Genomic DNA, 22,515 nt, shown 5'->3' with positions numbered 1-22,515 from the left:
CTGCCCGGATGAGACCCCGCAAAGGGGCCGTTGAGGCAGTTAAGGCAGATACCCATGACAGAGATGGTCTATGGCGCGGTCCCGGTACGGGATGGTGAACCGATCCTTCCAAAATGGTGGCGTACGGTCGACCGCTGGGCTTTGTCCTGCGTGTTGATCCTGTTTGCTGTCGGCATGCTTTTGGGGCTCGCTGCCTCACCGCCCTTGGCGGCGAAAAACGGCTTTGATGCCTTTCACTATGTGCAGCGGCAGGCGTTCTTTGGCGGATTGGCGCTGGTGGCGATGCTGCTGACCTCGATGATGTCGCCGACGCTGGTGCGGCGCTTGGCGGTGCTGGGGTTTGTTCTTTCATTCGTGGCGCTGGCGCTGCTGCCCTTTTTCGGCACCGACTTTGGCAAAGGGGCGACACGCTGGTATTCGCTGGGGTTCGCCTCGTTCCAGCCGTCTGAATTTCTGAAACCCGGTTTCATGGTGGCCGCCGCATGGATGATGGCCGCCGCGACCGAGATCAACGGCCCTCCGGGTAAGTCTTGGTCTTTTGCGCTGTGTATCTCCATCGTGCTGATGCTGGCGATGCAGCCCGACTTTGGGCAGGCCTGTCTTGTGCTCTTTGGCTGGGGCGTGATGTATTTCGTGGCCGGCGCGCCGATGGTGTTGCTGGTCGGCATGGCAGGGCTCGTCGTTCTGGCGGGCACCTTTGCCTACTCCAACTCCGAACACTTCGCGCGGCGTATCGACGGCTTTCTCAGTGTTGATGTCGATCCGACAACCCAGCTTGGCTATGCCACCAATGCCATCCGTGAGGGCGGGCTGTTTGGTGTGGGGGTGGGCGAGGGCGAGGTGAAATGGTCGCTGCCCGACGCGCATACCGATTTTATCATCGCCGTCGCCGCCGAGGAATACGGCCTTATCATGGTCGTCTGCATTATCGCCCTATATACTGTTGTGGTCGTCCGTTCGCTGCTGCGTTTGGTGCGCGAGCGTGACCCCTTCATCCGGCTGGCCGGAACCGGGCTGGCCTGCACATTCGGAGTACAGGCGATGATCAACATGGGTGTGGCAGTGCGGCTTTTGCCCGCCAAAGGCATGACCTTGCCCTTCGTGAGCTATGGTGGCTCTTCGGTGATCGCCAGCGGCATTGCCGTGGGCATGCTCCTCGCTTTTACCCGCTCGCGCCCGCAGGGTGAGATCAGTGACATTCTGGGCCGGGGTCGCCGCTGATGGCCGCCCCACTGCTGATCATCGCCGCCGGGGGGACCGGTGGGCATATGTTTCCCGCGCAGGCTTTAGCCGAGGTGATGCTGAAACGCGGCTGGCGGGTGAAGCTTAGCACCGACGCCCGCGGCGCGCGCTATACCAGCGGCTTTCCCGAAGCGGTTGAGATCAGCCAGATCAGCAGCGCCACTTTCGCCCGGGGCGGCGTGGTGGCCAAGGCGCTGGTGCCGTTCCGCATCGCGGCTGGTGTGGTCCGCTCGGGGTTGAATATGCTGCGCGACCGGCCTTCGGCCGTGGTGGGCTTTGGTGGCTATCCGTCGATCCCCGCGCTTGGCGCTGCATGGGCGCTGCGGATGCCGCGAATGATCCATGAGCAAAACGGCATTCTGGGCCGGGTGAACGAGATTTTTGCCAAGCGGGTGCACGCCGTCGCCTGCGGCATCTGGCCCACGAAACTGCCCGAGGGCGTGCAGGGCTGGCATGTGGGCAACCCTGTGCGCGCCGCCGTGTTGGACCGTGCCGGGGCCGCCTATATCCCGCCGGGGGATTATCCGATGGAAGTCTTGGTGATGGGCGGCAGCCAAGGCGCGCGCATCCTGTCTGACGTAGTGCCGCCCGCGCTGGCCGCTTTGCCGATGAACATGATCCGCAACATCCGCGTCAGCCATCAGGCCCGCGACGAAGACGGCCAGCGGGTGGCAGACTACTATGCCGAGTCTGGCATCAGCGCCGATGTGCGCCCCTTCTTTGACGATGTGCCCCGCCGCATGTCCGAAGCGCAACTGGTGATCAGCCGCTCGGGTGCCTCCAGCGTGGCGGATTTGTCGGTGATCGGGCGGCCGTCGATCCTGATCCCCTTTGCCGCTGCGGCAGGTGATCACCAAAGCGCCAATGCCCGCGGTCTGGTTGATGCCGGGGCCGCGATCATGGTGCCCGAACGCAAGGCAAACCCCGAAATCATGACCGACCAAATCCTCGCGGTGCTCGAGATGCCCGATGGGGCGTTGCAGATGGCGCGGGCCGCGCTGTCGGTCGGCAAACCCGACGCGGCCGAGACACTGGCAGATATGGTCGAACAGCTTGCCGCCCAAGGCACGCTGGCCCCCGCAGAAGAGGAAAACCCCCAATGAACGCCGCCGCCACCAAACTGCCGACCGATGTCGGCCCGATCCATTTCGTCGGCATCGGCGGCATCGGCATGTCTGGCATCGCCGAGGTGTTGTTGAACCACGGCTACAAGGTGCAGGGGTCTGACCTGAAAACCACCAAAATCACCGTGCGGCTGGCTGAGTTGGGCGGGCGCATCTTTGAAGGCCAAGCGGCTGAGAATATCGAAGGGGCGGCGGTGATCGTGATCTCTTCGGCGATCAAGCCGGGCAACGCAGAATTGGACGAGGCCCGTCGCCGTGGCCTGCCCGTCGTGCGCCGGGCCGAGATGCTGGCCGAGCTTATGCGGCTTAAGTCCAACATCGCCGTGGCGGGAACGCATGGCAAAACCACCACCACAACGCTGGTGGCCGAACTGCTGGTTGCGGGGGGCATTGACCCCACTGTGGTAAACGGCGGCATCATCCACGCCTATGGCTCCAACGCGCGGATGGGGCAGGGCGAATGGATGGTGGTTGAGGCCGATGAGAGCGACGGCACCTTCAACCGGCTGCCCGCAACCATCGCCATCGTCACCAACATCGACCCCGAGCATATGGAGCATTGGGGCGACTTCGACACGCTGCGGCAGGGGTTTTTGAACTTCGTCTCCAACATCCCCTTCTATGGGCTGGCGGTCTGCTGCACCGATCACCCTGAAGTGCAGTCACTGGTGGGCAAGCTGACCGACCGCCGCGTCATGACCTATGGGTTCAACGCGCAGGCCGATGTGCGGGCGGTGGGGCTGCATTACAAAGACGGCGTGGCGCATTTCGAGGTGCATCTACAATCCGAAGGCATGGTCATCGAAGACTGCGCCCTGCCAATGCCGGGCGATCACAACGTCTCGAACGCGCTGGCGGCGGTGACCGTGGCGCGGCACCTTGGGATGAAGCTGGAAGAGATCCGCGCGGCTTTGGGCAGTTTTGGCGGGGTGAATCGCCGCTTTACCCGGGTGGGCGAAGTGGACGGGGTCACCATCATCGACGACTATGGCCACCACCCGGTTGAGATTAGCGCCGTCCTCAAAGCCGCGCGGCAGGCCAGCAAGGGGCGGGTAATTGCCGTGCACCAGCCGCACCGCTACTCGCGCCTGAGCCATCACTTCGACGAATTCTGCGCCTGTTTCAACGATGCCGATGTAGTGGGCATCGCCGATGTCTATGCCGCGGGCGAGGAGCCAATCCCCGGTGCCGACCGCGACGGGCTGGTCGCCGGGCTGATCCAGCACGGGCATCGCCACGCCTATGCGGTCGAGGATGCTGAGGCGCTGACGCAATTGGTCCGTCGCGAGGCGCGACCGGGCGATATGGTGGTCTGCCTTGGGGCGGGTACGATCAGCGGCTGGGCCAATGACCTGCCCGAGGCGCTGCGCGCGGCCAAGGAGGCCGCTGCGTGACCCTCGTGTGGCTGTCGATCCTTTGGGTCTTCGCCGCCGTGACAGTGGCCATGCTGCCGCTGCGCTCTCAATACCTGCCGGGGGTGATCTTGCTGATCGCCGCACCGGTGCTGATCGTCGCCATCGGTGTGACGCATTCATGGGCCTTTGCGCTCTTGGCCCTGCTGGCTTTCCTGTCGATGTTCCGCAATCCGCTGCGTTATCTCTGGGCGCGGCTGCGCGGCCAAAAACCGGAGCTGCCGAAATGAGCCTGTCTCTCATCCTCGCCTGTTTCTGGTTTGTGATCGCCAATATTCTGGCCATGACCCCCAGCAAGGATTTCCACTGGCGCAGCGCCTATCTGCTGATCGCCGTGGGCATCCCCATCGTCGGTTTCGTCACCGCGCAGCACGGCCCGTGGCTGGGCATGCTGGTGTTGGCGGGGGGCTGTTCGGTGCTGCGCTGGCCGGTGGTCTATTTCGTCCGCTGGCTGCGCCGAGGGGCAGGGCGGATCAAAGGCCCGGCGGAATGACCCTGACGCCGACCCTTGCCGCGCTGCTGACCGTCTTTGCAATCTGGATGATCGCCTGTCTCTGGACCGGTTATCGCGGCCGTGTGTTGTGGTTCTTTATCGTGCTGGCGGTTGGCCTTGGGCTTAACGCATCGTGGATGGTCTTCGGGCTGGATGCGCGGGTGTTTGAGCCTCATGCGCTATTGGCGCAGCTTTCGGTGCTGTTCTATGCGGTGGGCGGTTTCGGTCTGGGCTGGCTGGCCGGGCGGGTGGCGAAACGCTGGCGTGAGAGCCGCGTCGAACCGCCGTCTTCTTGATGGTTTGCCCCGCCTGTTAAATGCGCTAAGTCCGGCGCCATGATGACGTTGAATATCCCCGACCTGCGCGGCAGGTTGACCCCAAATCGCGCCCTAAGCGACCTGACATGGCTCCGCGTTGGCGGCCCTGCGGATTATCTGTTCCAACCCGCCGATGTGGAGGACCTGTGCCTTTTCATGCGCCGCTTGCCGCAAGGCGTCACGGTTTTCCCCATGGGCGTCGGCAGCAACCTAATCGTGCGCGACGGGGGCCTGCGGGCCGTGGTGATCCGGCTGGGTCGTGGTTTCAACGGGATTGAGATCGACGGGGATCAGGTGACTGCGGGGGCGGCGGCGCTGGATGCCCATGTGGCGCGCAAGGCGGCGGATGCGGGGCTTGATCTGACCTTCCTGCGGACCATCCCCGGCAGCATCGGCGGGGCTTTGCGCATGAACGCGGGCTGTTATGGCAGCTACACGGCGGATCATTTCGTCTCGGCCAAGGCCGTGACCCGCGCGGGTGAGGTAGTGACACTGACCGCCGATGATCTTAACTTCCGCTACAGGCAGAGCGATCTGTCGCCCGGTGCGGTGCTGATCGGGGCAACCTTTGCGCCGCCCAAAGGCGTGGCGGAGGAGCTTCATGCCCGGATGGAACAGCAGCTCGCCAAACGCGACGAGAGCCAGCCCACCAAGGACCGCAGCGCCGGGTCGACCTTTCGCAATCCGGCGGGGTTTTCCTCAACCGGGAAGGCGGACGATGTGCACGACCTGAAGGCGTGGAAGGTGATCGACGACGCCGGGATGCGTGGGGCTACCGTGGGGGGTGCACAGATGAGCCCGAAACACTCCAATTTCCTCATCAACACCGGCAGTGCCACGGCCCATGATCTAGAGTCATTGGGCGAAGAGGTGCGAAAAAAGGTTTACGCTTCAAGCGGTATAAGGCTAGAATGGGAAATTAAGCGCGTCGGTGAAAAATTGGGTGATCCGGTGTCGCAAAGCTAAGCCGTCGGGCATCAGCTAAGTCACGGCAAAGCAAAGAAAACAATGATAGGGGCCGCAAACGGTCCGAGGCGAAGAGGCACTTTGGTGGGTAAGTCGAGCGGACAAACCCCGACAGTGGCGGTATTGATGGGTGGCCCCTCGGCCGAGCGTGAGGTGTCCCTGTCCAGTGGGCGTGCATGCGCCGCTGCCTTGCGGGAACATGGCGGATATAACGTGATCGAGGTCGAAGCCGACCGCGATCTTGCAGCTGTCCTGACTGAACTTCAGCCCTATGCCGTATTGAATTGCCTGCATGGCCGTTGGGGCGAAGATGGCTGTGTGCAGGGTCTGCTTGAGTGGCTCAAACTGCCTTACACGCATTCCGGCGTGCTCGCCTCGGCCCTCGCGATGGACAAGCAGCGCTCCAAGGATGTGTTCCGCCATGCGGGGCTGGCGGTCGTCGAAAGCGTTATCGCCCCCAAGGCCGATGTGATGGCAGCCCATGTGATGGCGCCGCCCTATGTGGTCAAACCCAACAACGAAGGTTCTTCGGTCGGGGTTTACCTCGTGGCTGAGGAAAACAACGGCCCGCCGCAGCTGTCCGACGACATGCCCGCCGAGGTGATGGTCGAGACCTTTGCGCCGGGGCGTGAGCTGACCACCACCGTGATGGGCGACCGGGCGCTGGCCGTGACAGATATCATCACCACTGGCTGGTATGATTACGACGCGAAATACAAGCCCGGCGGCTCGCGCCATGTGGTGCCCGCCGATCTGCCGCAAGAGATCACCGATCTGTGTTTCGACTATGCCCGCCGCGCCCATGTGGCGCTTGGCTGCAAAGGCATCAGCCGCACCGATTTCCGCTGGGACGAGGCGCGGGGACCTGCGGGGTTGATCCTGCTTGAGACCAACACCCAGCCTGGCATGACCGCCACCTCGCTGACGCCCGAACAGGCCGCGGCCTGCGGCATCTCGTTCCCTGAGCTCTGCACTTGGATGGTGGAGGATGCCTCATGCGATCGCTGATCCGCCGCCGCCCGGAGGCTGGCAAAGCCGATCCCGCCCCCTCGCGGTGGTCTTGGCGCATGCAGCGGCTGATGTTGACGCCGGGCTTTCGCTTTGCCCTGCGCGTCGGGTTGCCCTTCACGCTGAGTCTGCTGGCGGGTACGATCTATATGGCCGACGAAGAGCGTCGCGGCACCGTGGTGCAGGCCATCGCCGATGTGCGCGCCAGCATCGAAGAGCGGCCGGAGTTCATGGTCAAGCTCATGGCCATCGACGGCGCAAGCGACCTGCTGTCGTCTGAAATTCGCACCGCGCTGCCGCTGGAATTCCCGCTGTCCTCTTTCGACCTCGACCTGCCGCAGATCCGCGAAAAGATCACCGATATCGATGGGGTCAGACAGGCCAATGTCCGCATCCGCCCCGGTGGCGTGCTGCAAATCGACGTGACCCCGCGCGTGCCCGTGGCTGTCTGGCGCAGTGAGACCGGGCTGGCGCTGGTGGACAACACCGGCGCGCATGTGGCACGGATCGAAGCGCGGCGCGACCACGCCAGCCTGCCGCTGATCGCCGGGGCAGGGGCCGATAAAGCGGTGCCGGAAGCGCTCAAGCTGATCGGGGCCGCCAATGTGCTGGGCGATCGTTTGCGCGGCTTGGTCCGTGTGGGTGGGCGCCGCTGGGACGTGGTGTTGGACCGCAATCAGACGATCATGTTGCCCGAAGAAAATGCGCTGCAAGCGCTGGAACGGGTGATCGCGCTGGAAGGCGCACAAGAAGTCCTCACGCGGGATGTGGCGCGTGTGGACATGCGGTTGGCGGCAAGACCAACCCTCAGAATGAACGAAGATGCCACCCGCGAATGGTGGCACATCAGGCAGCTTTCCGGCCAGTAAGATGGCCATTGGAATCGGGACAGTAACGAAATGATGGACCTATACGACAGTCAGCGTTCGATGCGGCACATGCGCAAATTGGCGATCCAACGCGGGGTGGTCGCCATTTTGGACGTTGGCAGTTCCAAGATTGCCTGTCTGGTGCTGCGTTTTGACGGCATTACCCATGACGGAGAGAATGGCGACATTGGCTCTTTGGCCGGGCAGTCGGGGTTCCGCGTTATCGGGGCCGCGACCACCCGCTCGCGCGGTGTGCGCTTTGGTGAGATTTGCGCCATGGGCGAGACCGAGCGCGCGATCCGCACCGCACTTCAGGCCGCGCAGAAGATGGCGGGCATCCGGGTTGACCACGTTATCGCCTGTTTCTCGGGCGGGGAGCCGCGCAGCTATGGGCTCGACGCTTCGGTGGAACTGGAGGGGCAGTCGGTCTCGGAGCAAGACGTGGCGCGCGTGCTGGCGGGCTGCGATGTGCCGGAATACGGCGAGGGGCGCGAGGTGCTGCACGCACAGCCGGTGAACTTTGCGCTGGATCACCGCAGCGGTCTGGCCGATCCGCGTGGCCAGTTGGGCAACAGCCTGTCGGTGGACATGCACATGCTCACCGTCGATGCCGATACGGTGCAGCATCTGGCGCATTGTATCAAACGCTGTGATCTGGAACTGGCCGGGATCGCGTCATCCTCCTATGCCTCGGGCATCTCGGCGCTGGTTGAGGACGAACAGGAACTCGGCGCGGCCTGTATCGACTTTGGCGGTGGCACCACTGGCGTGTCGATCTTCATCAAGAAACACATGATCTATGCCGATACCGTGCGTATGGGCGGCGATCACGTCACCTCAGACATTTCCATGGGCCTGCAAGTGCCGATGGCCAATGCCGAACGGATCAAGACCTTCTACGGCGGGGTACATGCGACCGGCATGGACGACCGTGACATGATCGAAATCGGCGGCGAAACAGGGGATTATGAGCACGACCGCCGCACCGCCAGCCGGGCCGAATTGATCGGCATCATGCGTCCGCGCGTCGAAGAGATCCTCGAAGAGGTCCGCGTTCGGCTGGATGCTGCCGGTTTTGACCACCTGCCAAGCCAACAGATTGTACTTACTGGCGCAGGCAGCCAGATACCGGGGCTTGATGGGCTTGCCAGCAAGATCCTTGGCCAGCAGGTCCGTCTGGGCCGTCCGCTGCGCGTGCATGGGCTGCCACAGGCCGCAACAGGGCCGGGCTTTGCCAGCTCGGTGGGCCTCGCGCTCTTTGCGGCGCACCCACAGGACGAATGGTGGGATTTCGACATCCCCGCCGACCGCTATCCGTCCCGCTCTCTCAAACGCGCCGTCAAATGGTTTAGAGACAACTGGTGACCGCAATATCGGGTGAGACACCCGAGATAAGGCGGAAACTGGCAAGTTTCTGCCCATATTTAGCGTCAAAACGATGTTTTTTAGGTGACGATCCGGCCCTAGCCCGGTAGGGTCGGGTAAATTTGGTCGAAAAACTCCCGCAGAACGCGGATAACTGGACAGGCGGACAGCACATGACACTCAACCTTTCAATGCCAGGACAAGATGATCTGAAACCCCGTATCACCGTCTTTGGTGTTGGTGGGGCAGGCGGCAACGCGGTCAACAACATGATCGAGAAGCAGTTGGACGGTGTTGATTTCGTCGTGGCCAACACCGACGCTCAGGCGCTGCAGCAGGCACAGGCCGAAAACCGCGTCCAGCTGGGCATCAAGGTTACCGAAGGTCTGGGCGCGGGTGCCCGTGCCAGCGTTGGCGCCGCCGCTGCCGAAGAAAGCATTGAGCAGATCGTCGACCACCTTGCCGGCGCACATATGTGCTTTATCACCGCAGGCATGGGCGGCGGCACCGGTACGGGTGCGGCACCGATCATCGCGCAGGCCGCGCGTGAGCTGGGCGTGCTGACCGTTGGCGTCGTGACCAAGCCCTTCCAGTTTGAGGGCGCCAAGCGGATGCGTCAGGCCGAAGACGGCGTTGAGACGCTGCAAAAGGTCGTCGACACGCTGATCATCATTCCCAACCAGAACCTGTTCCGTCTGGCCAACGAAAAGACCACCTTCACCGAAGCCTTCTCGCTTGCCGATGACGTGCTGTACCAAGGTGTGAAGGGCGTGACTGACCTGATGGTCCGTCCGGGCCTGATCAACCTCGACTTTGCCGACGTGCGCGCCGTGATGGACGAGATGGGCAAAGCGATGATGGGCACAGGCGAGGCCGAGGGCGAAGATCGCGCCATCCAAGCCGCCGAGAAAGCCATCGCCAACCCGCTGCTGGACGAAATCAGCTTGCGTGGTGCCAAGGGCGTTCTCATCAACATCACCGGCGGTCACGACCTCACGCTGTTCGAACTCGACGAAGCGGCGAACCGCATCCGCGAAGAAGTCGACCCCGAAGCGAACATCATCGTCGGCTCCACGCTGGACGAAAGCCTTGGTGGCCTGATGCGCGTCAGCGTTGTCGCTACAGGGATCGACGCCACCGATGTGAACACCGAAATGCCGGTCCCGCGCCGCTCCATGAGCCAGCCGCTGCGCCAGAACGTGTCGGTTGACGATGTCGCGCCGGTCTCTGCCGCGCAGGCGCCTGCCGCCGCGCCGGTTGCTGCCGAAATGAAGCAGGAAGTTGAGCAAGCCGCCCTGTTCCAAGACCTTCAGCCGGTCCAGGACCAGTATGAAGAAGAGAACGTTGTCGAAGATGACGACGGTCTGCCCGCTCCGGCCTATCAGCCCGAGGTGGCCGCATTCGAGCCGCGTCAGGAAGAAGCCATTGAGGCCGAGCCCGAAGCCTTCGTTGCACCGCGCGCCCCGACACCCGGGACGCCGTCGCCCGAAGCACTGGCCCGCCTGCGCGCTGCCGCCCAAAAAGCAGCGCCCGAACAGCACCGTCAGGCCCAGCAGCAGCAGGGTGAGCAGGGCGACAAAGGTCGCTTTGGCATCAACTCTCTGATCAACCGGATGACCGGCCACGCCGAAGGCGAAGCACAGGCCCGCCCTGCGCGCCAGCAACCTCCGGTTCAGACTCGCGCTTCTGCAGCTGCCCCGCAGCCGCAAGAAAACAACGATCCCGATCAAGAGCGCATCGAAATCCCCGCGTTCCTGCGCCGTCAGGCCAACTGATCTGATCACGATAGATGACGAAAGGGTCGCCTTAGGGCGGCCCTTTTTCGTTTTATAACAAGGTTTTGCAATAAGGTCGGCACGCTAGCGCCCAAATGTTACGGGCATGTTTCAGACCGTTGCAAAGATTGAGTTGAGCAAAACGAACCAGCGCCTTAATCCAGAGTTCAACACACAATAAGATGTTCGAAGCTTGAGGATGACCCGGTGCAAACAACGATCAAATCAGCAGTAAGTTTTTCTGGCACAGGCCTGCACTCCGGTCAGCCTGCGACAGTGACTCTGCGCCCGGCCTCCGCTCACCATGGCATCTGGTTCTCGCGCAGCGATGTGGCCGTGGGCGACCGACTGGTCCCCGCCCGCTGGGACGCAGTGAACCGGTCGCCGCTCTGCACCAAGCTGGAAAATCCCACTGGCCTGTCGATCTCTACCGTTGAGCATCTGATGGCGGCCATTGCTGGCTGTGGCATCCATAACCTTTTGATTGAGATCGACGGCCCCGAAGTGCCGATCCTCGATGGCTCCTCCCTGCCTTTCGTGCGCGGCATCATGCAGCGCGGCTTGCGTCAGCTTGCGGCCCCTGTGATGGCGTTTGAAGTGCTCAAAACCGTGAGCGTGCAAGACGGTGATGCGACGGCCACGATCTCTCCGGCGGATACGCTGCAGATCGACTTTGAGATCGATTTTGCCGATGCGGCCATCGGTCAACAGCACAAGTCGCTGATCATGAACAACGGCTCTTTTGCACGCGAACTTTGCGACAGCCGCACCTTCTGCCGTCAGGCCGATGTCGAAGCGATGCAGGCCAATGGCCTGGCGCTCGGCGGTGAAGCGGGCGAGAACGCAGTGGTTTTCGACGGCGATGCGGTCGTTAGCCCCGGTGGTCTGCGCCACGCGGATGAGCCTGTGCGCCACAAGATGCTTGACGCGCTTGGTGATCTGGCGCTGGCGGGTGCACCGCTGTTGGGCCATTACGAAGGCAAACGCGCGGGCCATTCGCTGACCAACACGCTGCTGCGCGCGCTCTTTGCCACACCGGATGCCGTGCGTCTGGTGGCCTGTGACGCGGCGCAAACCGCACGGTTGCCGGGCTCCGGGCTGATCTGGGGCGAAATCCCGCAGGTTGCTTGATCTGGCAGCAGGTCAGAAACACCGTAAACCGCAGGGCGCTTAGGCGGCGAAGTGCCATTGAACGCCCTGCCAATGCCTTGTATTCACTAAGCCGAAGTGACATGCCTGACCCAGCGATGCGCCACCGCGTACCCGGCTGCGGGCGGGGGTGGAATGGGCGTTTTGCAACGCAGATTATTGTGCTAGTCACATGCGCAAGAGGGTCAAAGACCATGGGTTGGACGATGCAAGGGGTGCGGGCATGACGGTAGCAGGATCGCGCAAGCGGACGATCAGTGCGGTGCTTCTGGTCGCGACATTGGCAGCCTGCGGCGGTGGTGACGGACGATCGGACGGCAGCTTTTTCAACCCGCAGGAAATCCCGCTTGAGACCTATTCAGCCGAGCAGATTTTTGAGCGCGGCGAATATGAGTTGACCAACAACAACCCCGGTGAGGCGGCGTTTTATTTCGCCGAGATCGAGCGCCTTTATCCCTATTCCGAATGGGCCAAACGCGCGCTGATCATGCAGGCTTTCGCCTATCACAAAGATCAGGACTACCCCAACAGCCGGTCCGCCGCGCAGCGGTTCATTGATTTCTATCCGGCCGAAGATGATGCCGCCTATGCGCAGTATCTCTTGGCGCTGAGCTATTATGACCAGATCGACGAAGTGGGCCGCGATCAGGGGCTGACCTTCCAAGCGCTGCAATCCCTGCGCGCCGTGATCGAAGGCTACCCCGACAGCGAATATGCCCGCTCTGCGATCCTGAAATTCGACCTCGCCTTTGACCATCTGGCGGGCAAGGAAATGGAGATTGGCCGCTATTATCTGCGCCGCGATCACTATACCGCCGCGATCAATCGCTTCCGCGTGGTGGTCGAGGATTTCCAAACCACGACCCATACCGCCGAAGCCCTGCACCGTTTGGTCGAAGCCTATCTATCGCTGGGTCTGAACCATGAGGCGCAGACGGCGGGGGCCATCCTTGGCCACAACTACCGTGGCTCTGAGTGGTATGAGGACAGCTACAAATTGCTGACCGGGCGTGGCCTAGAGCCCGCCTTCTACAAGGACAATTGGCTGGGTGCAGCCTATCGCCAGACCATCAAGGGCGAGTGGCTTTAAGGGGGGTGGGGTTGCCCATCCGACGGTTCTAGATGCTGCGCGGACTTGATATTTCGGACATGCTGATCATCGACCGGCTGGAGCTTGGCTTCCAGCCGGGTCTGAACGTGCTCACCGGTGAAACTGGCGCGGGCAAGTCCATCTTGTTGGATTCACTTGGGTTTGTTCTGGGCTGGCGCGGTCGCGCCGATCTGGTGCGCCAAGGGGCAGCGCAGGGGGAAGTGACCGCTTGGTTCGATCTGCCGCCCGGCCACCCGGCCCATGCGGTGCTCGAAGACGCGGGTCTGCCTGCCGGGGACGAATTGATCCTGCGCCGCATCAACACCTCCGAAGGGCGCAAGACCGCTTGGGTCAATGACCGCCGTTGCTCGGGCGAGGTGCTGCGGCGCCTGTCTGAAACATTGGTGGAATTGCACGGCCAGCACGACGATCGCGGATTGCTGAACCCGCGCGGCCACCGCGCCATCCTTGACGATTACGCCGGGAATGACCGCGCGATTGCAGCGGTGCGGGAGGCTTGGACGGCCCTCGGTGCGGCGCGCAAAGCCGCCGCCGCCGCCGCCGCCGAACGCGAGGCCATCGCCGCCGAAGAAGAGTTCTTGCGCCATGCGGTGGCGGAACTGGACAAACTCGCCCCCGAAGCGGGCGAGGAAGCCACCCTCGACACCCGCCGCCGCCAGATGCAGGGCGCCGAAAAAATCCGCCGCGATGTGGTCAACGCCTATGAGCTTCTGGGTCAAGGCGGGGCAGAGACGGCCATGGGCGACGCGCTGCGCTGGCTTGATGGCGTCGCCGACAAGGCCGAAGGCGCGTTGGAAGGTCCGCTTGCCGCCTTGAACCGCGCCATGGTGGAACTGGACGAAGCAATGTCCGGCGTGGCCGATGCGATCGACGGCATGTCGTTCGACCCCTATGAGTTGGAAGCCTGCGAAGAGCGGCTCTTTGCGATCCGCGGCTTGGCGCGCAAACATGACGTGCAGCCTGATGAATTGGCCGGTTTCGCCGATACGCTGCGCGCCAAACTAGATGCGCTTGATGCGGGTGAAGCCGCGCAGGAGGGGTTGGAGAAAGCCGTGCGCGACGCACAGGCGCTTTACGACGAACGCGCCGAAGCCCTGACCACGAAACGCCGCAAGGCGGCGGTCAAACTCGACAAGGCGGTGGCGGCGGAGCTTGCCCCGCTGAAGATGGAGCGCGCGGTGTTCCAGACCCAATTGACCGACGAACCCGCAGGCCCCGAGGGGCGCGATGCGGTGTCCTTCACCGTGGCGACCAACCCCGGCGCGCCTGCCGGGCCTTTGGGCAAGATCGCCTCGGGCGGGGAACTCAGCCGGTTCCTCTTGGCGCTGAAAGTCTGCCTGACACAAAGCCAATCGGGCCTGACCCTGATCTTCGATGAGATCGACCGCGGGGTAGGGGGTGCCACCGCAGACGCCGTCGGCCGCCGCCTGAAGGCGCTGGCGGCTGAAGGGCAAGTGCTGGTCGTCACCCACTCGCCGCAGGTCGCGGCATTGGGCGCGCATCACTGGCGCGTGGCCAAATCGGTTGCCAAGGGCATGACGACCTCAACGGTCACGGCGCTCGCCCCCGAAGAACGGGTGGACGAAGTCGCGCGGATGCTCGCGGGCGATACCATCACCGATGCCGCCCGCGCGGCAGCCGAGGCATTGCTTAACGGGCAACAGGGCGCGACGACTTCTTAAATGGCGGTTTTACCCAAGGTCAGCTTGCCCTAGACAGAAAGGGTCCAACTGGTCCAAGTCCCATGCCTCCGCAAGATAACGCATTCTTTTCCCAACAACTGCATCAGGCGCTCGGCGGCTGCAAACAGGGCTGGACGGTGCTGCGCACCCGGGGGCCGGGCAAGATCACCTTTTGGTTCATCGCCCTTTTGGTGGGCATCGCGGCGGGCTTTGCCGCCTTGTTCTTTCGCAAAGGGATCAACTGGTTACAGGCCACGCTTTACGGCACGGACGACGTGCAATTCCTGCATAGCTTTCTCGCCGGGTTGCCGTGGTATTGGGTGGTGCTGATCCCGACGTTGGGCGGGCTGCTTGTTGGGCTGATCCTGCACCGCTTTACCCGCGACGGGCGTGCCCGCAGCGTCGGCGATGTGATCCTTGGCGCTGCCTTGCACGACGGTCGGGTCGAAACACGCGCCGGGGTGGCCTCGGCACTGGCCTCGCTTATCACTCTCTCGACGGGCGGCTCATCAGGCCGCGAAGGACCGGTGGTGCATCTGGCCGCCGTGATCTCGACCAAGGTCAGCCGCTTTATCAAGGCCGATGGGATCACCGGGCGTGACCTTCTGGGCTGCGCGGTGGCGGCGGCGGTTTCCGCGAGCTTCAACGCCCCCATCGCGGGCGCGCTTTTCGCGCTCGAAGTCGTGCTGCGGCATTTCGCGGTCCATGCCTTCGCCCCCATCGTCATCGCTTCGGCTGCGGGCACGGTGATCAACCGGCTGGAGTTCGGCGGCTTGACCGAGTTCGTCTTGCCGAGCCTTGGGGATGTGCAATTCTACGTCGAACTGCCCGCCTTCCTGTTGCTGGGGCTTACCTGCGGTCTGGTCTCTGTCGTGCTGATGCGGTCAATCTTTTGGGCCGAGGATTTCGGCAACTACCTGCAAGCCCGGACCGGGCTGGCGCGTTGGCTGCGCCCGGCGGTGGCGGGCGCGATCCTTGGCATCATCGCTCTCTGGTTTCCGCATATCATCGGTGTCGGCTATGAGACGACCTCCCGCGCGCTGGTGGGCGAGCTGGTACTGCATGAGGTGATCATCTTCGCGGTTCTCAAAGTCGCCGCCGTGGCGATCACCCTGGGGGGGCGGATGGGCGGCGGTGTCTTTTCGCCCTCGCTGATGGTGGGCGCGCTCACGGGGCTGGCCTTTGGCTTGATCGCCACCGGCGTGTTCCCTGAGATCTCCGGCTCTTCCTCGCTCTATGCACTGGCGGGGATGGGCGCTGTGGCCGCCGCCGTGCTGGGCGCGCCGATCTCGACCACATTGATCGTTTTCGAGATGACGGGCGACTGGCAAACCGGTTTGGCGGTGATGGTTGCCGTCAGCATGTCGACGGCGCTGGCCTCCCGTTTGGTCGACCGGTCGTTCTTCCTCACCCAGATGGAGCGGCGCGGCATTCATCTCGCTGCAGGCCCACAGGCCTATCTGCTATCGATGTTCATGGTGGGCCGGATCATGCGCCGCCCCGATGACGAAGACGCGGCCTCGGAAGAGACCTGTTGGGATTTGATCGACAAGGGCACCTATATCGACGGCAGCGCCACGCTAGAGGCCGCCTTGCCGTTGTTCGACCAGACCCATTCCAACTTCATCCCGGTGGTGACCCTCAGCGCCGATGCGCCGCCCGAACTGCTGGGCGCGCTGTTCCACGTCGATGCGCTGAAGGCTTATAATCGCGCCCTCGCCGCGACCGCGGCAGAGGAGCATTCCTGAGCCGCACTCAGATACGCTCGATGGCGATTTCATCCATCGGCGTAAAGGCCAGATACCCTTTGATCTCGGCTACATCCGCTTTCGGGTCTTCATAAGACCAGACGGCATCTTGCAAGGTACGGCTCTTGGTCACGACCGAAAAATAGCTGGCGTCGCCCTTGTAGGGGCAATGGCTGGTCTTGTCTGAGCCATCAAGGAAGGCCATCGCGATGTCGCCGCGCGGGAAATAGATGACCGGCGCGTGGTCCCCTTCGCGCAGTTCCAGTGCGCCTGTGGTCTCGCCCAGCACGGCCCCGCCAGCGCGAACGACCCATGTGCCTTGGGCCGGAGTAATCGTAATATGGTCGGACATGCCGTACCCCCCTAGTTTACTGAAATCGGACGCTCATAGGGGCGCCGTTGCCGCATCCAACCACAGTTTTGTAACAGGTGATACCCGCGGCCCGATCTTTTCCGCAACGTCGCGGTGATAGGCGTTCAGCCAATCGCGCGCCTCGGGGCCAAGCGCCTCCACATCAATCAACCGCCGGTCAATCGGCACGAGCGTCAGGGTGCGCCAATCGAGCATCTTGCGATGCGCGTCACCGCCGGGCAAGGCGGGGGCCTCCTGCACCACCAAAAGGTTCTCGATCCGAATGCCGAACGCCCCCTCGCGGTAATAGCCCGGCTCATTGCTGAGAATCATACCCGGTAGCAGCGGCACATGGCTCATCCGGCTCAGCCGCTGTGGCCCCTCATGCACCGACAGGTAAGCCCCAACGCCATGCCCCAGACCATGATCGAAATCCTGTCCCGCCATCCAAAGCGGCAGACGACCGAGCATTTCGATATCCCGCCCGGCCAGCCCGCGCGGCCACCGCAGACGGCTCATGGCGATCATGCCCGACAACACCCGCGTAAAGGCGCTGCGGGCATCCTGATCGGGACTGCCGATGGCAATGGTGCGGGTGATATCCGTGGTCCCGTCAAGGTACTGACCGCCACTGTCGAGCACCAAAAGATGTCCGTCCTGCAGTAGGCTGTCGGTTTCCTCATTCACCCGGTAATGAATGATCGCCCCATTCGGCCCGCTGCCCGAGATCGTCTCGAAACTGATGTCGCGCAAGGACGGATCCCGGCGCCGCAGACCTTCCAACTGCCGCACCACCTGTGTTTCTGTGATCGTGCCGGGAGGCTGCGCATCCAGCCAGGCGAGCAGCTCCGCCATTGCCGCGCCATCGCGCAGGTGCGCCTCCGCTGCGCCGGCAATCTCGGCGTCATTCTTGCAGGCCTTGGGCAGGGCGCAGGGGTCTTCCCCCGCCTGTGCGCGGTCCCCCAGCAGGTCCGCGAACAACACTGGCGCCGACTGCCGATCAAGCCGCACCGGCCCTTCCAACGCGCGCAGGGTATCAGGCAGGCCAGCGGGGTCATGCTGCACCACCTCCGGCCCCAAATGGTCCGCCACGTCCGCCAGTTTCTCAGCCGCCATAAACAGATCAACCCGCGCGTCGTCATGCAAGACGGCAAAACCATGGGCCACGGGATTGCGCGGAATGTCCTGCCCACGAATGTTCAACAACCAGTTGTGGCTGTCGGGAAGGGTGATCAACGCCGCCTTCTGCCCCGCCGCGCGCAGGTCCGCCGCCAAACGTTGCCGTTTGGCGGCATGCCTTTCCCCGGCAAAGCGCTCAGGGTGGGCCGCCACTTTGCCCATCGGTGCCGCAGGTTGGTTCTCCCAAACCCGGTCCACCATATTCTCGCTGCGTCGCAGCTCAATGCCAGAGCCCGCCAGCGCTTCCACCAAAAGGTCCATCTGTCCCGGCGTATGCAACATCGGGTCAAAACCAACCACACCGCCCTCAGGCAATTGGTCCTTCAACCAATCGGCCAAAGACAGCTCGGGCCAAGGCACAGGCGTAAAAACCTCCGCCACCTGCGCCTTGACCTGCGTGCGGTAACGCCCGTCGATAAAGACCCCCGCCACATCCCGCAGTGCCGCACAAAAGCCTGCCGATCCGGTAAATCCCGTCAGCCACGCCAAACGATCATCGCGCGGGGCGACATATTCCCCCTGATGCGCATCGGCGCGCGGCACCAAGAACCCATCCAAGCCTGCCCGCGCCAACTCCCTGCGCAGCGCTTCCAGCCGTGGCGGCCCCTGCTCAGGACGCGCGGTGACCTCGAAACTCTGGAACACACGCCCCTCCTTCATCCTTTTTCAAATACCGATCCTGGAGCTTCAGCCCACGCGACGCATGCCCATGACACGCGCCCGTTTCCGCGGGTCGCTATCAAAGAGCGCGGCAAGCTGTTCGGTCATCGCCCCGGCCAACTGATCCACATCCGTAATCGTCACGGCGCGGTCGTAATAGCGCGTCACATCATGGCCGATGCCGATCGCCAACAACTCAACCGCGCGGCGTTTTTCGACCATCGCAATCACGTCGCGCAGATGTTTCTCAAGGTAATTGGCCGGGTTCACCGAAAGCGTGCTGTCATCCACCGGTGCCCCATCGGAAATCACCATAAGGATCTTGCGCGCCTCATGCCGGGCCAGCATCCGCCGGTGCGCCCATTCCAGCGCTTCCCCGTCGATGTTCTCTTTCAGCAGACCCTCTTTCATCATCAAACCCAAGTGGTCGCGGGTCCGCCGCCATGGGGCATCAGCGGATTTATAGATGATGTGGCGCAGGTCATTTAAGCGTCCCGGCTGGGCAGGGCGCCCGTCATTCAGCCATGCTTCGCGCGCCTGACCGCCCTTCCATGCGCGGGTGGTAAAGCCGAGGATCTCGACCTTGACGTTGCAGCGCTCCAGCGTGCGGGCCAGAACATCGGCGCAGATCGCGGCGATGGAGATGGGCCGTCCGCGCATAGAGCCGGAGTTGTCCAGCAGCAGCGTCACCACCGTGTCGCGGAACTCGGTGTCCTTCTCAACCTTGAAGCTGAGCGGCGTGGTGGGGTTGGCCACGACCCGCGCCAGACGGCCCGCGTCCAGCGTGCCTTCTTCTAGGTCGAACTCCCACGAACGGTTCTGCTGCGCTTGCAGACGGCGTTGTAACTTGTTGGCCAAACGGCCCACAGCGCCTTTTAGCGGCTCAAGCTGCTGATCAAGATAGGCGCGCAGACGTTCCAGTTCGATCGGTTCGGCCAATTCCTCGGCCCCAATCACCTCGTCATGCTCGCCGAGATAGACGCGGTACTCAGGATCGGCATCCGAGACGGGGGGCGGGGGCGGCGGGTCCATCGGCGCGTCGCCTTCGGGCATATCCGCCTCATCGCCCAACTCTTGATCCGCCTCGTCATCCATCGAGACCTGCGCCTGACTTTCGTCCTGCTGCTGCTCTTGAGAGTTCTCGGGCGTGCCTTCGGCCTCTTCCTCGTCCTGATCGTCTTGGCCGGTGCTGTCGGGGTCTTGCTCCTCTTCGGAGCCCTCTTCGGCCTGATCCTCTTGCTCGTCGTCTTGGCTGTCGGGGTCGTCACCCAATTGGTCACCATAGCCAAGGTCCGAGATCATCTTGCGCGCCAGCCGCGCGAAATCGGCCTGATCGGCAAGGCTGCCGTCGATCCCCTCTAGGGTGCCGCCCGCCTGATCTTCGATAAAGCCACGCCAGAGTTCCATGGCGTTCTCGGCCCCTGCGGGCAGGGGGCGCCCCGTCGCCATATGACGCACCATATAGCCCGCCGCGACCGAAAGCGGCACGTCGCTGGCCTGTTTCGCCTGATCGTAGCCGCGGCGCAGGGCCTCGTGCTTGATCTTGACGTCGATATTGCCCGCGGTGCCGGGCATGTCGCGCGCGCCCATGGCCTCGCAACGGGCGGTCTCCATCGCCTCATAGAGTTCGCGCGCCATGTCGCCCTGCGGGGCATAGCGAGCGTGGGTGGCGGCATCATGGTAGCGGCGGTTCAACGCCAGCGCATCGGCGGTGCCACGGGCCAGCAGAACCTCCTCTCGGGTCATCCGGCGGCTGACCTGAGGCAGGCGCATCGCGTCACCAGAAAGCCCTGACGGATCAACGGAGTAGCTGACGTTCAACTCGGCGTCATCAGCCATCACTTTAGTAGCCTCTGCGAGGGCCTTTTTGAATGCGTCAGCGGGGTTGTCGGATTTCTTCATGAGCCCATGCCTCTGTCAGCTTCGACATGAGGTTTGGCAGGTTTTCGCGGAAGGGTCAAAGGGGCAGGAGCGCGCAGATCGATACGCCAGTTTCCGCCCATAGCACCCGCTGAGCGGGAACCCCCACCCGCAGATCGGCATTTCCTCGGCAGTCGACGCACCGGTGCCTCTCTGAACCCTGGCAGCAACGCGTCTCAGCAAGTAGGAGTAAGGAAATGACCAATTTCATGCAACATGCGAGCCGTCTGGCTATGATCGCAGTTTTGGGGGCCGCGCCTTTGGCCGCCACCGCACAGGATGCGACAAAACCCGCATCAGACGAAGCCACTGCCGAAGCGCCCCAGACCGATGAGGCGACACAGAGCAGCGAGGCCACGGCCAGCGATGATGCGGTAAGGTCCGAAACCGAAACCGACACTGCCGAAGCGCCCGAAGGCGAAGCTGAATTGGAAGCCGACACCGCCACGGCACCTGACACGGACGCCGCGACTGACAATGCCGAAGCACCGGCCACGACTGAGCCGATGACCGAAGACACGGCAGAGGCCCCGGCAACGGAGCCGTTGGGCGATACCGTCGCCCCCGCTGAAACAACTGCCGAGGCGCCGGCAGAAGAGCCTGCAAAGCCGGTTGAAGGTCAGATCACCATGCAAAGCGAGAACACGATCCTCGCCGACGATCTGATTGGCAGCAACGTCTATTCCGACGCAGGTGAAAAGATCGGCGATGTAGATGACCTGATCGTCAATCTTGATGGCACCGTCGAAGGTGTCGTGATCGGTGTCGGTGGTTTCCTCGGCATGGGTGAAAAATGGGTTGCCGTGAAAATGGACAGCCTGTCGACCATGACTGACGAAAGCGGCACGCTGCGTCTGGTATCCTCGGCCACCAAGACCGACCTTGAAGCCGCAGAGGCCTTTAAAACCGCGCAGGATATGGAAGCCGAGCAGCAAGCGCTTGAAAACGCTGCCCCGCAAGACCCCAACGCGGTCACCACTGAGCCCGCACCTGTCAACTAAGTACGGGGCCACAGCCTGAACGACAAAGGGGCGCTGATATCAGCGCCCCTTTATCTTTGGTTGGTGGTGCAAGCGGCTTAGCCCAAGCTCAGGCTGGCCGCGCTTTCGGGCAGTTCCTCGTCAAACAGACGCTGGTAGAACTCGGCCACGGTCTGGCGCTCCAACTCATCACATTTGTTGAGGAAGGACAGGCGGAAAGCATAGCCGACATTGCGGAAAATTTCAGCGTTCTGGGCCCATGCGATCACGGTACGGGGCGACATCACGGTGGACAGTTCGCCGTTCATGAAGGCGGTCCGCGTGAGGTCTGCCACAGTCACCATCTGCTTGAGCGTCTTGCGGCCCTTCTCAGTGTTGTAATGCGGGTTTTTGGCCAGAACGATGGCGGTCTCGGCGTCGATGCTGAGGTAGTTCAGCGTGGCAACGAGGCTCCAACGGTCCATCTGCGCTTGGTTGATCTGCTGGGTGCCGTGGTAAAGGCCGGTGGTGTCGCCCAAGCCCACGGTGTTGGCCGTGGCGAAGAGGCGGAAATAGGGGTGCGGGGTGATGATTTCGTTCTGGTCCATCAGCGTCAGCTTGCCGTCATGTTCAAGCACACGCTGGATCACGAACATCACATCGGCGCGGCCCGCATCGTATTCATCAAAGACGATGGCGGTCGGGTTGCGCAGCGCCCAAGGCAGGATGCCCTCGTGGAATTCGGTGACCTGCTTGCCGTCGCGCAGTTTGATCGCGTCCTTGCCGATCAGGTCGATCCGGCTGATGTGGCTGTCGAGGTTGACGCGCACGGTGGGCCAGTTCAGCAGCGCGGCGACCTGTTCGATATGGGTCGATTTGCCGGTGCCGTGGTAGCCTTGGATCATGACGCGGCGGTTGTGGGTGAAACCCGCGAGGATCGCCAGCGTGGTGTCAGGGTCGAACTTATAGGTGCTGTCGATGTCCGGCACGCGGCTGGTGCGCTGCGGGAAACCCTTGACGACCATATCGGTGTCGATGCCAAAGACATCGCGCACCGAGAGTTCTTCGGTGGGTTTCATGTCATGTTCCAGTGCACCGTCGGCCATCGCTCGTCATCCTTTTCGTTAGGCGCGCGGTCGGGGCCGCGCGCGTATCTGGTGCAACATATCGTGCATATCCGCAAG

At 62.9% G+C, this 22,515-nt stretch carries 20 protein-coding genes; 16 read left to right on the top strand and 4 right to left on the bottom strand.

Features of this window, described 5'->3' with window-relative positions; translation table 11 throughout:
• Positions 1-54: 54 nt before the first annotated feature.
• The 15 genes from ftsW (at position 55) to K3758_RS11575 (ending at position 16,261) form a co-directional block, all read left to right on the top strand.
• Complete coding sequence (gene ftsW, locus K3758_RS11645) at positions 55-1,221, top strand: putative lipid II flippase FtsW (protein WP_067626783.1); 1,167 nt, start codon at positions 55-57, stop codon at positions 1,219-1,221.
• Entirely contained in the window at positions 1,221-2,345 is a 1,125-nt protein-coding gene (locus K3758_RS11640; protein WP_259945038.1) for a UDP-N-acetylglucosamine--N-acetylmuramyl-(pentapeptide) pyrophosphoryl-undecaprenol N-acetylglucosamine transferase, read from the top strand. The genes ftsW and K3758_RS11640 overlap by 1 nt, the downstream gene beginning before the upstream one ends.
• Positions 2,342-3,760 carry a UDP-N-acetylmuramate--L-alanine ligase gene (gene murC, locus K3758_RS11635; RefSeq protein WP_259945036.1) on the top strand — a complete coding sequence of 473 codons (1,419 nt, stop codon included), beginning with the start codon at positions 2,342-2,344 and terminating at the stop codon, positions 3,758-3,760. Before K3758_RS11640 ends, murC begins: the two co-directional genes overlap by 4 nt.
• Complete coding sequence (locus K3758_RS11630; protein WP_120351375.1) at positions 3,757-4,008, top strand: DUF2484 family protein; 252 nt, start codon at positions 3,757-3,759, stop codon at positions 4,006-4,008. Before murC ends, K3758_RS11630 begins: the two co-directional genes overlap by 4 nt.
• On the top strand, positions 4,005-4,271 hold the full coding sequence (locus K3758_RS11625; protein WP_120351374.1) for a DUF2484 family protein: 267 nt from the start codon (positions 4,005-4,007) through the stop codon (positions 4,269-4,271). Before K3758_RS11630 ends, K3758_RS11625 begins: the two co-directional genes overlap by 4 nt.
• Positions 4,268-4,567: a hypothetical protein gene (locus K3758_RS11620; protein WP_259945032.1), complete on the top strand. Its 300-nt coding sequence runs from the start codon at positions 4,268-4,270 to the stop codon at positions 4,565-4,567. The genes K3758_RS11625 and K3758_RS11620 overlap by 4 nt, the downstream gene beginning before the upstream one ends.
• Positions 4,568-4,606: 39 nt before the next feature.
• Positions 4,607-5,554, top strand: coding sequence for a UDP-N-acetylmuramate dehydrogenase (murB, locus tag K3758_RS11615; RefSeq protein WP_409202605.1), 948 nt, complete (start codon positions 4,607-4,609; stop codon positions 5,552-5,554).
• Positions 5,555-5,638: 84 nt separating this feature from the next.
• The gene (locus tag K3758_RS11610) at positions 5,639-6,562 is read left to right on the top strand and encodes a D-alanine--D-alanine ligase (RefSeq protein ID WP_259945028.1); all 924 of its coding nucleotides are present in this window, start codon (positions 5,639-5,641) and stop codon (positions 6,560-6,562) included.
• Positions 6,550-7,431 (top strand): cell division protein FtsQ/DivIB, encoded by an 882-nt coding sequence (locus K3758_RS11605; protein ID WP_259945025.1) that lies wholly within the window; start codon positions 6,550-6,552, stop codon positions 7,429-7,431. Before K3758_RS11610 ends, K3758_RS11605 begins: the two co-directional genes overlap by 13 nt.
• A 30-nt stretch (positions 7,432-7,461) precedes the next feature.
• Positions 7,462-8,796, top strand: coding sequence for a cell division protein FtsA (gene ftsA, locus K3758_RS11600; RefSeq protein WP_067626767.1), 1,335 nt, complete (start codon positions 7,462-7,464; stop codon positions 8,794-8,796).
• 173 nt (positions 8,797-8,969) lie between these two features.
• Positions 8,970-10,571 (top strand): cell division protein FtsZ, encoded by a 1,602-nt coding sequence (ftsZ, locus tag K3758_RS11595; RefSeq protein WP_120351371.1) that lies wholly within the window; start codon positions 8,970-8,972, stop codon positions 10,569-10,571.
• A 207-nt stretch (positions 10,572-10,778) separates the two neighbouring features.
• The gene (gene lpxC, locus K3758_RS11590) at positions 10,779-11,702 is read left to right on the top strand and encodes a UDP-3-O-acyl-N-acetylglucosamine deacetylase (RefSeq protein WP_067626763.1); all 924 of its coding nucleotides are present in this window, start codon (positions 10,779-10,781) and stop codon (positions 11,700-11,702) included.
• A 241-nt stretch (positions 11,703-11,943) separates the two neighbouring features.
• Complete coding sequence (locus tag K3758_RS11585) at positions 11,944-12,810, top strand: outer membrane protein assembly factor BamD (protein WP_259945020.1); 867 nt, start codon at positions 11,944-11,946, stop codon at positions 12,808-12,810.
• A gap of 32 nt (positions 12,811-12,842) precedes the next feature.
• Positions 12,843-14,513, top strand: a complete 1,671-nt coding sequence (recN, locus tag K3758_RS11580) for a DNA repair protein RecN (protein ID WP_259945017.1) — start codon at positions 12,843-12,845, stop codon at positions 14,511-14,513.
• A gap of 62 nt (positions 14,514-14,575) precedes the next feature.
• Positions 14,576-16,261, top strand: a complete 1,686-nt coding sequence (locus K3758_RS11575) for a chloride channel protein (protein ID WP_259945015.1) — start codon at positions 14,576-14,578, stop codon at positions 16,259-16,261.
• A gap of 7 nt (positions 16,262-16,268) precedes the next feature.
• On the opposite strand, the gene K3758_RS11570 is transcribed toward K3758_RS11575, so the two are convergent.
• From K3758_RS11570 to cobT, 3 genes are read right to left on the bottom strand one after another with little or no spacing between them, the layout of a single operon-like run.
• Positions 16,269-16,613 carry a DUF427 domain-containing protein gene (locus tag K3758_RS11570; RefSeq protein WP_259945013.1) on the bottom strand — a complete coding sequence of 115 codons (345 nt, stop codon included), beginning with the start codon at positions 16,611-16,613 and terminating at the stop codon, positions 16,269-16,271.
• A gap of 33 nt (positions 16,614-16,646) precedes the next feature.
• The gene (locus K3758_RS11565; RefSeq protein ID WP_259945010.1) at positions 16,647-18,437 is read right to left on the bottom strand and encodes an aminopeptidase P family protein; all 1,791 of its coding nucleotides are present in this window, start codon (positions 18,435-18,437) and stop codon (positions 16,647-16,649) included.
• A 42-nt stretch (positions 18,438-18,479) separates the two neighbouring features.
• Positions 18,480-20,354 (bottom strand): cobaltochelatase subunit CobT, encoded by a 1,875-nt coding sequence (gene cobT, locus K3758_RS11560; protein WP_067626754.1) that lies wholly within the window; start codon positions 20,352-20,354, stop codon positions 18,480-18,482.
• A 215-nt stretch (positions 20,355-20,569) separates the two neighbouring features.
• Between cobT and K3758_RS11555 the strand changes: the two genes are divergently transcribed.
• Complete coding sequence (locus K3758_RS11555; protein ID WP_259945005.1) at positions 20,570-21,373, top strand: PRC-barrel domain-containing protein; 804 nt, start codon at positions 20,570-20,572, stop codon at positions 21,371-21,373.
• Positions 21,374-21,450: 77 nt separating this feature from the next.
• Here K3758_RS11555 and cobS read toward each other — a convergent pair whose 3' ends face one another.
• Positions 21,451-22,437: a cobaltochelatase subunit CobS gene (gene cobS / locus K3758_RS11550; protein WP_067625494.1), complete on the bottom strand. Its 987-nt coding sequence runs from the start codon at positions 22,435-22,437 to the stop codon at positions 21,451-21,453.
• Between the last annotated feature and the right edge of the window lie 78 nt (positions 22,438-22,515).

Source organism: Sulfitobacter sp. W002 (assembly GCF_025142135.1).
GTDB lineage: Bacteria > Pseudomonadota > Alphaproteobacteria > Rhodobacterales > Rhodobacteraceae > Sulfitobacter > Sulfitobacter profundi.
Note: the sequence above shows the minus strand (reverse complement) of the source record. Positions and strands in the feature narration are given on the sequence as shown.